Source organism: Streptomyces sp. JLSY215, from assembly GCF_059682825.1.
In genome coordinates this window covers 4,033,878-4,047,599 of record NZ_CM185022.1, presented here as the reverse complement: position 1 = coordinate 4,047,599, position 13,722 = coordinate 4,033,878, and the positions used below count along the sequence as shown (strand labels likewise).

Annotated in this window: 8 protein-coding genes; 4 read left to right on the top strand and 4 right to left on the bottom strand. The window is 73.3% G+C overall.

What is annotated here, in order from left to right; genetic code table 11:
• Window positions 1-9 precede the first annotated feature (9 nt).
• Window positions 10-1,458, bottom strand: coding sequence for an NsdA family TPR-like regulatory protein (locus tag AC5677_RS18040; protein ID WP_006604728.1), 1,449 nt, complete (start codon window positions 1,456-1,458; stop codon window positions 10-12).
• 668 nt (window positions 1,459-2,126) lie between these two features.
• Between AC5677_RS18040 and AC5677_RS18035 the strand changes: the two genes are divergently transcribed.
• Window positions 2,127-4,208 carry an asparagine synthase-related protein gene (locus tag AC5677_RS18035; RefSeq protein WP_497196038.1) on the top strand — a complete coding sequence of 694 codons (2,082 nt, stop codon included), beginning with the start codon at window positions 2,127-2,129 and terminating at the stop codon, window positions 4,206-4,208.
• A 141-nt stretch (window positions 4,209-4,349) separates the two neighbouring features.
• On the opposite strand, the gene AC5677_RS18030 is transcribed toward AC5677_RS18035, so the two are convergent.
• Window positions 4,350-6,350 (bottom strand): sigma-70 family RNA polymerase sigma factor, encoded by a 2,001-nt coding sequence (locus AC5677_RS18030; RefSeq protein WP_497196037.1) that lies wholly within the window; start codon window positions 6,348-6,350, stop codon window positions 4,350-4,352.
• A 242-nt stretch (window positions 6,351-6,592) separates the two neighbouring features.
• Entirely contained in the window at window positions 6,593-7,510 is a 918-nt protein-coding gene (locus AC5677_RS18025; RefSeq protein ID WP_497196036.1) for a TetR/AcrR family transcriptional regulator, read from the bottom strand.
• A 374-nt stretch (window positions 7,511-7,884) separates the two neighbouring features.
• Between AC5677_RS18025 and AC5677_RS18020 the strand changes: the two genes are divergently transcribed.
• The 3 genes from AC5677_RS18020 (at window position 7,885) to AC5677_RS18010 (ending at window position 12,330) form a co-directional block, all read left to right on the top strand.
• Entirely contained in the window at window positions 7,885-9,264 is a 1,380-nt protein-coding gene (locus AC5677_RS18020; RefSeq protein ID WP_497196668.1) for an NAD(P)/FAD-dependent oxidoreductase, read from the top strand.
• A 324-nt stretch (window positions 9,265-9,588) separates the two neighbouring features.
• Window positions 9,589-11,364, top strand: coding sequence for an ATP-binding SpoIIE family protein phosphatase (locus AC5677_RS18015; protein ID WP_497196035.1), 1,776 nt, complete (start codon window positions 9,589-9,591; stop codon window positions 11,362-11,364).
• A gap of 126 nt (window positions 11,365-11,490) precedes the next feature.
• Window positions 11,491-12,330 (top strand): aldo/keto reductase, encoded by an 840-nt coding sequence (locus tag AC5677_RS18010; RefSeq protein WP_497196034.1) that lies wholly within the window; start codon window positions 11,491-11,493, stop codon window positions 12,328-12,330.
• Window positions 12,331-12,403: 73 nt separating this feature from the next.
• On the opposite strand, the gene AC5677_RS18005 is transcribed toward AC5677_RS18010, so the two are convergent.
• A complete protein-coding gene (locus AC5677_RS18005) occupies window positions 12,404-13,690 on the bottom strand; it encodes an MFS transporter (RefSeq protein ID WP_497196667.1) in 1,287 nt (428 codons plus the stop codon).
• Between the last annotated feature and the right edge of the window lie 32 nt (window positions 13,691-13,722).

Here is a 13,722-nt window from a genome sequence, read left to right as displayed (position 1 = left end):
CCGCCACCCCTACGCGGGCGCCGCCAGCAGCGGCCGCGCCCGCTCGCGCAGCTCCACCACCCGCGGCTCGTCGCCGTACGGCTCCAGGCGGTGCAGCAGATCGCGGACGTACTCGGTGGTGCGGGCCGAGGAGATCCGGCCGGCCACCTCGACCGCGCGGGTGCCCGCGGCACACGCCGCGTCGAGGTTGCCCGACTCCAGTTCGGCGACCGCGGAGACCACCAGGCGCAGCCCGTGCGAGCGGACGAATTCCTCCGTGGGACGGGAGAGCGCCTGCTCCGTGAAGCGACGGACCTGGCGTGGCAGCCGAAGATCGCGGTAGCACTCGGCGGCGTCGGCGGCGAACCTCTCGTAGGAGTAGAAGTCCAGCCAGGACGGGTCCGGGTCGCCGCTGCGGGAGCGTTCCAGCCAGCCCTCGGAGGCCTTCAGCGCGACCTCGCAGGCGCGCGCCTCGCCGGCCTTGGCCTGCGCCCGCGCCTCCACCAGGCGGAAGAAGCTCATGGTGCGCGCGGTGGCCAGGCCGCGGTTGCGCTCCAGGGCGGCCTGGGCGAGATCGACGCCCTCGTCGGCGAAGCCGCGGTAGGTCGCCTGGAGGGACATCGAGGCCAGGACGTAGCCGCCCAGGGGGACGTCGGCGGCGGCGCGGGCGAGCCGCAGCGCCTGGATGTAGTAGCGCTGCGCGGCCTCCTGCTGGCCCGTGTCGAAGGCCATCCACCCTGCGAGCCGGGTGAGTTCGGAGGTCGCGCCGAACAGCGCCCGGCCGACCTCGTCGCTGTACGAGGCGAGAAGTAATGGCGCCGCGTCCACCCGCAGGCACTCCGGCACCATCGACGAGCGCCAGTCCCCACCGCCGTACTTGGAGTCCCAGCGGCGCGCGTCCTCGGCCGCCTCGCGCAGCTTGGAGACGTCGCTGTGCCCGACATGCTGCGGGATCCCGGCGTCTCCGGCGGCCGCGGCATCCTTGTCGCGCGCCTCGGCCGCCTCTCTGGCCACCGAGCTGTCGGCGGGAGATATCAGCCAGCGCGAGGCCGGCGTCGCATACGCGCTGACGGCGAACGATCCGGCCAGGCTCTGCCAGATGCCGCCACCGCCGGCCCGCCGTCCGGCCAGATCAAGTCGGTAGAGCTCGGTCGCGGACCGCACCGCCGCGCCCACATCGCGGGGAAATGCCAGGCCTACCTCGGGCGCCGGGTCCGCGTCCGCCAGCCCGATCTCGTGCAGCGGCACCGGCCGGCCGAGCTTGCTGCCGATCGCGGACGCGATCAGATGGGGCGCGGCGCCCTGCGGCACCATGCCCTTGGACACCCACCGCGCCACCGACGTCTTGTCATAGCGAAGCGTCAGTCCGCGCTGCGCCCCGAGGTCGTTGACCCGGCGCGCCAGTCCGGCATTGCTGATACCCGCGAGGGCGAGTACGGTGCCGAGCTTCTCGTTCGGCCCGCGTATATCCCTGGACATGCGCACCCCTCGACACAGCGACAGCCTCCCCGGTACCCCGGGGCATGCGTCCACCCAGAGTAGTTCGCCGGATCCCGACCGTTAAGAGTCGGTCTCCCGGATGGCGAGATTCGTGTTCAAACAGGGGTGCGGGAATTGGCATGTGCTCCGGGTACGTGTGCCCGTGCGCCCGTCCGTGCGCGCTGGCCGCTCTGTGACGGGAGCGCTTTCATGGGTCCTGCGTGGGTTGGCCCGCTGCACTGGATCCAGTGGGCTGGGGGACACCGTCACCTCATTCCCCGCGGGTGACGGTCCGGTCCGGGAGGCGAAGCCCGCTTCCCGGACCGTCGCGCAGACCGGCCGTCGGCCGGCCACGGCACCGGTTGACGCGACGCCCGAACGCGTCAACTCCACTGTGCAGTACGGACTTTGGCCGAAAATCGACGGATGGTGATTTCGCGCCGCGGCTCACCCGAGGCCGCCCCGGGGGCCACACGGGGGGCCGCCCGGGGCCGCCCCGCGGCCCGCCCGCACCGTAAAACGCCCGCATACGGGCCCCTCGCCGACCCCTCCTGCACGCCGCTCTCATGGCAGCATGGTCCGCGCAACACCATGGCGAGAGCGTGGCAATCCGTTGTACGGGGCGGCCGTTGGTCCCTCGGCGGGCGGGGAATCGGGTGGAGGCGGCGATGCGCTGGTTGGTGGGGTGGAGCAGTACCGCCACGGGACCGGCCGCCGGCGGTGAGGGCCCGGCCGTCCTGCCCGTCGGCGCCCAACTCCTGTGGGGCGAACCGGATCCACTGTGGGCCGTCGGCGACTGGCGGCCCGACGAAGTCCGCGTCGTACAGGCCGACCCCGAGACCCGGCTCGCCGTCTTCGGCATCTGCGGCGCCACCAACGACCAGCTGCGCGTCGGCCTGTTCGCGGCCCGCGGCGGCGCGCTGCGCCACCTCACCGCCTGGCCCGGCAGCTACACCGCCGTCGTCCAGGTAGGACGGCGGATCACCATTACCGGCGACCTGGCCGGCGCCCGCCCCGTCTTCCACACCCCCTGGGCCGGCGGCACCGCCTACGCCACCGCCGCCCTCCCGCTCGCCGACCTCATAGAGGCCAGCCTCGACGTCGGCCACCTCGCCGCGCTACTGGCCTGCCCGGACGCCCCCGAGGCCCTCGGCGACGGCACACCGTACGAAGGCGTCCGGCGCATCCCGCCCGGTCACGCCCTGGTGCTGCGCGCCGGCGCCCGCGACATCGCCTCGTACGAGCCGACCGCCTCGCTCGCCGTCGCCGCGCCCCAAATCGCCCCGGAACAAGCGGTGGACGGCGTCCGCGAGGCGCTGGTCGAGGCCGTCCGCGCCCGGCTGTCCGGCCCGCGGCACGCCCCCGACCCGGACGGCCCGGACGGCCTCGACCCCGGCCCGGTGCCCGGCATGGGACCGGCCGAGCGGCGGGCCGCGCGCGGCGCACCGGCCCCCGGCATCGGCGCCGACCTCTCCGGCGGCAGCGCCTCCGGAACCCTCGCCCTGCTCGCCGCCGGTCTCCCCGGCCAGCCCGGCACACTCAACGGCCACGGCGCACGCCTGCTCGCGGTCACCTTCAACGACCTTGCCACCCAAGGCGGTCAGGTCCACCGCACCGCCGAGCTGGAACGCGCCCGCAGCATCGCCGAGAACCCACGGCTGCGCCATGTCGTCGTCGCGGCGGGCGAAGAGGCCCTCCCGTACGCCGACCTCGAATCCGGACCGCTCACCGACGAGCCCGGCCCCTCCCTCACCGCCGCCGCCCGGCACCGCCGGCGGCTGCTCGCGGGCAGCGCGGACCACTTCGTCGGGAATGGTGCCCGCCAGGTCCTCGACGCCCATCCGGCGCGCCTCGCCGACCTCCTCCTGGACCGCCGACGCCGCCCTCTGCTGCGGCCGGTCACCGCGCTCGCCAAGGCCGACGGCCCCTCCGCCCAGTCCGTCCTCGTCCCCTTCACCGTCTACCGCGCCGCCCGCAAGCTCGCCCGTACGCCCTACGGCGAGGGCATCGCCGATACGGCGCGACGCCTCCTGGAGCGGCAGTTCGCCGACGAACCGGTGGCCGGCGGCGCGGTCGACGCCTCACTCGCCGCCCTCGCCTGGTGCCGCCCGGGGCCCGCCGCGCGCTGGCTCACCGGCGAGGCGCTGGCCCAGGTGTCGGTTCGCCTCGGGGACGCGGCGACCCGCTCGCCCGCCATCGGCCGGCCCGGAGAACGACGCGCCCGTGCCGCACTCTTCCGCCAGGCCGCCGACCACCGCGTCTTCGAGCAGGCCGCCGAGATCCGCGATCAGCGGCTGCACGCCCCGTTTCTCGACAACCAGGTCGTGCTCGCCTGCCGCGCGCTGCCGGACACCCTGCGGGTGCAGCCGGGGGCGCGGGCGGCGGTACTGCGCTCGGTCCTCGCCGGCGCCGGAGTGCGGGACCTGCCGCCCGGCTGGGGCGCCACCTCGCACCTCGCCCATGCGGCCGCGGTACGGGCCGGGCTGCGCAACGCCGTCGGCGAACTGGTCGGGCTCTTCGACACACCGCTGCTCGCCGATGCGGGGCTGGTGGAGGCGCGGGTGGTGCGCAAGGCGCTGCGGGCGGCGGCCGAGGGCGAGCCGCTCCCGCTGGACGGGCTCGCCGAGCTGGTTTCCACGGAGCTGTGGCTGCGGCGGCTACTGGCGCGGCGGGGCACATGCTGGACGGGCGCGGCGGCGCGGCAGCGGGCACTCGCGGGAGGTGTGGTGCCGCCCCGCGCGCAGCTGTGAGCGGGCGCCGCGACACCTAACCCCACGGACGCCGCCGATCGCGGTTTCACGTGAAACAAAGCCCTGGTGCCGTAAAGACGCCCAGGCCCCGGGCCCCAGGCCCCGGGCCCCAGGCCCCGGGCCCCAGGCCCCGGGCCTTCGTCACCGGCAACTGATCTGTGACCGCGCCCAGTCCGCCGGCGCCACCACGTCCCCGGGCGACACCGGCTCGACGATCAACCGCAGCGTCTTACGGCCCGTCAGCGGGACATGCACCGGCACCGCAGGGTCCCCGCCGTGCACCACGCCGGACCGCCACAGCCGCGCCCCGTCCGCGTACACCGAGAACCGCACCGCGCCCAGCCCCAGGCTCAGATCGTCGATGCCCGCGGCCGCGTCGTACGCGGTGCACTGCCGGTTGAGGTCGATCAGCACGGAGGACGGGCCGTGCACGCTCACGCCGTGCTCGTACGTCGTGTCACCGATCCTGGGGCGCTGCCGATGCCACAGCCAGCTGCTCTCGAACGTCCGCACCTCCGGCTCGGTGCCGTCGCCGACGACGTCGTACGACAGCGCGTCGAGACGGTACGGAGTCGGCGGCGGCTCCGGGGTGGGCGGTGTCGGGGTGGGCTTCGGCGGCGTCGGCGGGGGAGTCGGTGTCGGTGTCGGCGTCGGCGTCTGCGTCTGCGTCGGAGTCGGAGGGGGTGTGGGCGTCGGCTCGGGAGGAGGCGTCGGTGTGGGTGTAGGAGGGGGCGTCGGCTTCGACGACGGTGTGTGGCCGGCGGCCGGCGGGATCGGCTTCGGTGCGGGCTTCGGCGGCTCAGGCGCAGGCGTCCGCGGCGCGGCGGGCACCGACCGGTGTGGCCTCGCCTGCGGCTCCGACGGCGGCTGCGGGGAGCCGGTCAGCGCCAGTGCGAGCGCCGCGCCCGCCGCCACCGCCACCCCGACCCCGATGCCGACCTTGACCGGCGCGCCCAGCCCCTCGCTCACTGCGGAGCCCGCCGCACCGGAAGCCGTACCCGAAGCCGCACCGGACCCGGCCCCCGAGGCCGCCGCGGCCGCACCAGCCCCCGCCGCCGCACCCGCTCCCGCGACCCCCACCGCCGCGGCCGCCGCCTTGACGGCGTACCCCGCGGCGAACCAGCCGATGACCGCGACCGGCAGCAGCGCCCCGATCCGCTCATTGACGTCCGCGACCTCCAGCGCCGCCGTACGGCACCGGGCGCACCCGTCCAGATGCTTGCGCAGCCCCCGCTCGGCCCGCATCCGCAGCCCGCCCCGGGCGAACGCGCCGAGCCGGTCGGCGTACCGGGCGCAGTCGCCGCCGGCGGTCAGCGACTGGCTGACGTGTGCCTGCAGATAAGCCTGCCGGAGGCCCTCACGGGCGCGGTGCGCAAGGACGGCGGTGGCGTTCGCGGTCAGCCCGAGCAGCGGCGCGACCTCGCTCGGCGACTCGTCCTCGATCGTGGTGTGCCACAGCACCGTCTGATAGCGCTCGGGCAGGCTGCGGAACGCCCGCACCGCCATCGACTGCTCGGCTTCGTGCATGGCCCGGACATCCGCGCCCAGGTCCAGCGTGTCGTCGTCCCGCGACGACCCGGCCGAGGACACCGCGAACACCGCGAAGTCCTCGACCAGTTGCTCCCGTCTCTGGGTCTTCGCCCAGGCCGCGGCAACCCGCCGGACGGTCGTCAGCAGATAGGCGCGCACCGCGGAATCGGGTCCCGCGCCACCGCGCACCGCCTGCAGCGTGCGCGCGAAGACCTCGCCGGTCAGATCCTCTGCGGTATGCGTGTCCCGGCAGCAGCTGCGCGCATAGCGCCGTACCGCGGCGGCGTGCCTGCGGTACATCTCCACGTACGCGTCGTCGTCGCCGGCCCGCATATCGGAGATCAGCTGTTCGTCGGAAGGCGGAAGGCCGGCGCTCGCGCCCTCATCGGCGTCCACATCGCTCACGGATCCGCCGGCCGGCCCGCGCCCACCGGAGCGGCCGCGCTGCGCCGGCACCCCGTGCTCGGCGCCCTCGGCACGGTCGTGCCGCTCAGGGGCACGGTCCGCCGGGGGAGTCGCCCCCAAGGGCCCGGTCTGCCCCGGGACCTGAGGCCGGGCCACTCCGCCCGTCGCCTCACCGCCGCGCCGCTCGTCCCGCCCGTCAACACCCATCGCCGAGGCCCCCGAACACGCCGTCACACCGGAACACCGCGCAAGCGTGCCACACCGGACACCCGGGCTTCAGGGTCCCGGCGGGCAACCACTCATCCGAGGATCGTTCTTGTACGACCGCACTAGCGTTCACCCGTACGGGGCAGCCGCCGCCGGAGCGTACGGACGACACCCCACCGGCCGCCGAACCCGCCCGGCGCCCCACCGAAAGGAGGCGCCCGGACGGGCCCGCCGGCCGTTGCTCAGCCGACGGGGCGCGAGCGCAGCCCCTCCAGCAGGATCTCCAGCAGCCGCGCGGACGCGGCCTGCTGCTGTCCCGGGTCGGGCAGCGACGGTGCGCCCGTGGCGATGACCAGCAGGATGTCGGCGACCGTCACATCGGCCCGCAGCTCACCGGCGGTCTTCGCGCGCTCCACCAGCCGCCCGACGACCTCCAGCAGCGCCTGCGCACCGGCCGTCTCCTCGACGGCGTCCGCCCCGCCCTCCGGGACCTCGGCAGCGGCCGCCGGCTCGCTCCGCTCCTCCTCCGGCGCGACGCGCTGGGCGACCACCCGCAGGGTGCCGTCCGTGACGTCCGCCTCCGACCCCACCCGCTGCTGCGGCACGCGCGCCTCGGTGAGCTCCTCAGCCGACCGCTCGGCGTCCGCGCTCACCCGCAGAATGCTCGGCGGCAGCAGCCGCCCGGCACCCGAGGCGACCGAGGTCCGCAGAAACCTGGAGAGCGCCGACCATGCGTCGTCCTCCTGGCCGAGCGCCGTCCGCGCCTGGTCCGTCAGCCGCGAGGTCTCTTCCTCGGCTATCCGCCTGACCAGGACGTCCTTGCTAGGGAAGCGGCGGTAGACGGTGCCGACACCGACCCGGGCCCGCCGCGCCACATCCTCCATCGGCGCGCCGTACCCCAGCTCCCCGAACACCTCACGCGCGGCTCGCAGCACATGCTCCAGATTGCGCTGCGCGTCCACCCGCAGCGGAGTGGTCCGGCCGCCGGCACCCAGGCCGATACCGGCCCTGGCGCCATGCACCCCGTTGCTATTGCCGTTGCCGCCGGCGTTGCCGCCCGTGTTGCCGTTCCCGTTGTTGTGGCCGTTGGTCCCGCCGCCGTCGGACGCGCTGTCCGCAGTGGCGACGGCTGTCGGCCAATGAGAGCCCTGAATATGCATAGTGATTCCCCCGGTAATGACGTCTCCCCCCGGAGACTCCCCGCCCTGACGGTCGGGGCGTACCGACAGAGGGTGCACCCCAACGAGATACGAACATAGTTGAGCCCGGGTCAAGAATGAAGGGGGTGTTCCGCACACTGCGCCCCCCGATCGGCCCAACGGACCGGATCCGCCCCGATTGCGTACCCGTCCGCAGGCCGCCACGCGCGCCCTGACCTGCGCACCTTGCCCGGCACCCGCGGAAGATGACCGTCCGGACCGTTACCCGCCGCCGGTCACACATTTCGACGAGCCTGTGGACAAAGCCGTTCCCGGGGTGCGTCATGGAACAGTGGTGTCGGCTCGACCTCGCGAGGAGAACCTCTGTGACGGCAGTGTCTTCCAACGAAGTGGCGCGCATTCTCGTGGTCGGCGGCGGTTACGTCGGGATGTACACCGCCCTGCAGCTGCAGCGGAAGCTGAAGCAGGAGCTGCGGCGCGGCACGGTGGAGATCATCGTGGTCGATCCCGAGCCGTATATGACGTACCAGCCGTTTCTGCCCGAGGCCGCGGCCGGTTCCATCTCCCCGCGCCATGTCGTCGTACCGCTGCGCCGGGTGCTGCCCCACTGCCAGGTCGTCATCGGCGAGGTCACGGCCATCGACCACGCCGAACGCAAGGCCGTCATCACGACCCTGGCCGCCGAGGAGACCGGCGAGGGCGCGATCCAGGTGGCGTACGACGAACTGATCCTCGCGCCCGGCTCGATCTCCCGCACGCTCCCCATCCCGGGCCTCGCCGACGTCGGCATCGGCTTCAAGACCGTCGAAGAGGCCATCGGCCTGCGCAACCACGTCCTGGAACAGCTCGACATCGCCTCCTCCACCCGCAACCCCGAGGTCCGCGACGCGGCGCTGACCTTCGTCTTCGTCGGCGGCGGCTACGCGGGCGTGGAGGCGCTGGCCGAACTGGAGGACATGGCCCGCTTCGCCGTGCGCTACTACCACAACATCGAGCCCGAGGACATGAAGTGGATCCTCGTGGAGGCGACCGACCACATCCTGCCCGAGGTGGGCCCGGAGCTGGGCCGGTACGCCGTACGTGAGCTGCGCTCCCGCAATATCGACGTACGGCTGGAGACCCGGCTGGACTCCTGCGAGAACCGCATCGCCGTCCTCAGCGACGGCGCCCGCTTCCCCAGCCGGACCCTGGTGTGGACCGCCGGCGTCAAACCGCACCCCATCCTGGCCGCGGCCAACCTGCCGCTGAACGGCCACGGCCGCCTCAAGTGCACCGCCGCGCTCCAGGTGGACGGCGTCGAACACGCCTGGTCCGCCGGTGACGCCGCCGCGGTTCCCGATCTGACGGCCGACCCGCCCGCCACGCCCGACGAGCCCCGCGTGACCTGCGCCCCCAACGCCCAGCACGCCGTCCGCCAGGCAGCGGTGCTCGCCGAGAACATCGTGGCCACCCTGCGCGGCGGCCCGGTCGAGAACTACGCGCACAAATACTCCGGATCGGTGGCCTCGCTCGGCCTGCACAAGGGCGTCGCATATGTCTACGGGCGCAAGCTGAAGGGCTACCCGGCGTGGTTCATGCACCGCGCCTACCACCTCAGCCGGGTGCCCACCTTCAACCGCAAGGCGCGGGTGCTCGCCGAATGGATCCTCGCGGGCCTGTTCAAACGCGAGATCGTCTCGCTCGGCTCGCTGGAGAACCCGCGCGCCGAGTTCGAACTCGCCGCGGGAACCGGCCGGCACAACGAAGCCAGTTGACGAACCCTTTCGGCCAAGGGAGTTGGCGTCGCATCAGTCAAGGGGCGCCCGGATGCACCGGAACGCGGAACTCCACGCCGAGCCCCCGACGTCTGACGGATGCCAGTCCGGTCGGCCACACTGGACGTGTGACCATGGGTGGGCTCGTATCTGCAAAGAGTGACAATCACGAGGATTCTGGACGTTTGCTGCATTCCGCGAGAGGGCGCCGAGGGTGCCCCCAGCCGACCCTCCACCGGCCCTGGGCCGGGCGGAGCCAAGGGGAGTCCCCTCATGCCGACGGCCCGATCCCGCGCGACGACGCGAAGTAAGAGGTACCCCTCCGTGATCTTCACGCGCTGGAGCGCCAAGCTCCCCGGCACACAGCGGCGCACCGCCGCGCGATCCGACCGCGCCACACCCCCCGCCGGGCCCTCCGCGCCGACGCCGTCCGCCACACCCCCGGGGGCGGGCGACACGCCGACCACCCCCGGTACGGGATCCGTCCCCGCCGCCCGCGCCGAACGACTCTCCCCCGACGGACCGGCCCCGCTGGCCGTGCCCCCCACCGTCGACGCGCTGTCCGTCCACGACATCCTCGGCACCATCCCCGCCCTGGTGGCGGTCGTCTACGGCCCCGAGCACCGCATCGCGTACGTCAACGGCGCCTACGCCGACGTCTTCGGCCCCCGCCCGGCCGGCCACACGGCCCGCGAGGCCCTCCCCGAGCTCGCCGAACTGGGCCTGCTCCCGCTGATGGACCAGGTCCTGCGCAGCGGCAAGCCCCGTACGGTCAAGTCGCGCAAGGTCCCTGGCGGCGCCGGCCCGGACCGTACCCGCGACGGCTACTTCACCTTCACCTGCACCCCGATCGAGGTCGCCGCCAGCGGCCCGGCGCCCGACCCGGAGGTCGCCTGCGTCGCCCCGCACAAAGGCGTCCTGGTCTTCGGCGCGGACGTCACGGACCAGATCGAGTCCGCCGAACGCCTCCGCGTCAGTGAGGCGCGCCAGCGCGAGGCCGCCGTCACCCTCCAGCGTTCCCTCCTGCCCCAGGAGCTGGAGCAGCCCGACGACCTCTGCGTCGCCGCGACGTATCAGCCCGGCGGCACGGACGCGGCCGTCGGTGGGGACTGGTACGACGTGATCACGCTCGGCGCGGGCCGTACGGCCCTGGTCATCGGGGACGTCATGGGCCGGGGGGTGCGTGCCGCCGCCGTGATGGGTCAGCTCCGTACCGCCGTACGGGCCTATGCGCGTCTGGACCTGCCGCCCCACGAGGTGCTCCAGCTGCTGGACGGGCTGGCCGCCGAGATCGACGCGAGCCAGATCGCGACCTGTGTCTACGCCGTCCACGACCCCAACGAAGGCCGCCTGGTCTACGCCTCGGCCGGCCATCTGCCCATTCTCGTCCGCGACGCCGACGGCACGGTCCGCCGCGCCGCCGAGCCGACCGGGCCGCCGCTGGGCACCGGCGGCTGGCTGCACACTTCCGGCTCCGTCCCCCTCGGCCCCGGCTGCAGCGCCGTTCTCTACACCGACGGCCTCGTAGAACGCCGCGACAAGGACATCGACCACGGCGTCGACGCCCTGGAAGCGGCCTTCGCGGGCGCCACGGGCGCCCCCGACATCGTCTGCGACCGCCTCCTGCGCGCCCTCGGCATCACCGCCACGCACGACGACGACGTCGCCATCCTCGTCCTCCAGCACCCCGAGCGCACCGGCCACGACGCCGAGCTTTTCCACAACGCCGCCCTCGAACTCCACGGCGGCACCGAAGCGGCCCCCCGCGCCCGCGCCTTCGCCTCCGGCGTCCTCGCCTCCTGGCGCTTCTCCCCCGAACTCCACGACCTCGGGGTCCTGGCAGCCAGCGAACTGGTCGCCAACTCCCTCCAGCACGGCACACCCCCCATGCGGCTGCGGCTGCGCCGTACGGACCGGCGGCTGATCGTCGAGGTCACCGACGGCGACGACCACCTCCCCCGCCGCCGCCGCGCCGAGCCGGCCGACGAGGCCGGCCGCGGCATCTCCATCGTCGCGACCATCGCCTCGTCCTGGGGCTCCCGCCGCACCCCCGGCGGCGGCAAGGCCGTCTGGTGCGAATTCGCCCTCCCGCGCAGCTAGGCAGCGCCTCGCCGGTCAGCCGGCCCGTTGCTCAGGCCATGGTGCGGGCCGCCCTCACCGAACGACCGTCGCCTCGCCAACTGCCCTGTTAGCTTTGTCACTTGAGCGAGGGGGAGAGGACGGCGCATGACACCCACTGCGTTTCGTATCGGCGGGGACCTGGGCGTACGGCGGCTCGGGTTCGGGGCCATGCACTTGCCGACCGAGCCGGGCCACGCCCGTGAGAACGCTCTCGCGGTCGCCCGGCGGGCCGTCGAGCTGGGCATCACACTGATCGACACCGCATATATGTACGGCGGGGGAGCCAACGAGGAACTCCTGGCCGAGGCCCTGCACCCCTACCCGGACGGGCTGCTGGTCACCACCAAGGTCGGCTTGGCGCGATCGAGCCCCTCAGCCGAGTGGAAGCTCGACGGGCGGCCGGAGGTGCTGCGCGATCAGGTCGAGCAGGCCCTGCGCCGACTGCGCGTCGAGCGGATCGAGCTGCTTCAGCTGCACCGTATCGACCCGGAGACGCCGCTCGCCGACCAACTCGGGGCGCTGCGGGACCTCCGGACCGAGGGCAAGATCGGCCGGATCGGACTGTCCGAGGTCACCACCGACGAACTCGCCCAGGCACAGAAGATCGTCGACATCGTGAGCGTGCAGAACCGCTACAACGTGCTCGACCGTGAGCACGAGCCCGTGCTCACGGCCTGCGAGGCGGCCGGGATCGCCTTTCTGCCCTGGCGCCCCGTCGCCTGGGGAGAGTCGGGGGCGAAGGCCGAGATCGCCGCCGTGGCGTCCGAGCTCGGCGCCACTCCCACGCAGGTCGCCCTCGCCTGGCTCCTCGGCCACTCGCCGGTCATCCTTCCGATCCCGGGCACCGCCCGGGTGAACCACCTGGAGGAGAACCTCGCCGCGGAACGCCTCCAGCTCACCGAGGCCCACCGCGCCCGCCTGGACCGACTGGCCGAACGGGAATAGCGCTCCGCTCCTCCGGTCATGACCGAGCCGGCCGACCACAGGGACGGCTGCCCCACCAGCCGTCCCCACACCGTCACGCGGCCGCGGCCACCGTCTCCGACCGCGGCGCGGGAACCGCCGCCACGAGCCGATGCGGATTGTCCTGCCCCGGGCGCAGCATCCGCCCCAGTCGCAACGACAACCCCGTGATCCCCAGCGCGCACACCACCAGCATTCCGATGTACGCCAGATACATCCCATGCCCCACCATCAAGGCGCCCACGGCCGGTCCAACGGCCAACGCCAGCTGCTTGACCAGCGCAAACGCCGAGTTGTACTGACCTATCAACGAGGCCGGCGCCAAATCCGCCACCAGCGGCGCCACCGTGGGCGACAGCATCGACTCACCTATCCCGAACAACGCATACGTCGAGATCAGCAACGTCGTCGCCACGACCGGCGCACCATGCACCAGCCCGGAGACCCCCGCGGCTATCCACGCCACGGTCCAGATGATCCCGACAACCGCCATCACCCGGCTGCGCCGCCGCCGCTCCACCAGCTTCAGCACGACGAACTGCGCCGCCACGATCGCCGCAGTATTGGCGGCCAGCGCGATACCGAGCGTGGCCGGGGCGATCCGGGTGACCTCGGTGGCGTACGCCGCGAGCCCCGATTCGAACTGCCCGTAGCAGGCGAAGAACAGCACAAAGCCCAGCACGGACAGCCACATCATCCGCCGGTCACCGAGCAGCGCCCGCCACGCTCCCTTGGGCCGCTCCCCGGTCGGCACCGCATCCTCGACCTTCGGCGCCCGAGGCAGCCGTACGGAAGCAATCGCGGCACCCAGCACCAGGAACATCACGGCCTCGATGGCGAACAGCCGCACGAAACTCGCGGGGTGCGCGGCGTCGACCAGCAGTCCGCCGACCAGACCGCCCACACCCAGCCCGAGATTGTTCAGAAAGAACTGCGTCGCGAACGCCCGCGAACGGGTCAAGGTCGTCGAGCACCACACGATCATCGTCGCGAGGGCCGGCTGTATCACCGCGATCCCCGCACCGAGCGCCACGGCCGACGCGACGACCAGCGGCTCCGTGGCCGACAACCCCAGGCCCAGCGCCCCGATGGCGGCCGAGACCGTACCCACGATGGCCACCGGCAGCGGACCCCGCCGGTCGATCACCCGACCGGTCATCGGCAGCACGACCAGCGCGGACACGGCCAGCATGGCCAGCACCACACCGGCCGTACTCGCACCGAGGTCCCGCACCTTCGCCACATAGACGTACAGATACGGAACCGTGAAGCCGTTCCCGAACGCACTCAGGGCGTTCCCCAGCTGGATCCGGCGCAGCGCGGCGCCCATCGCGGTGGTCACACTCACCTACCTAGGTCAGTTCAAAAGACGAA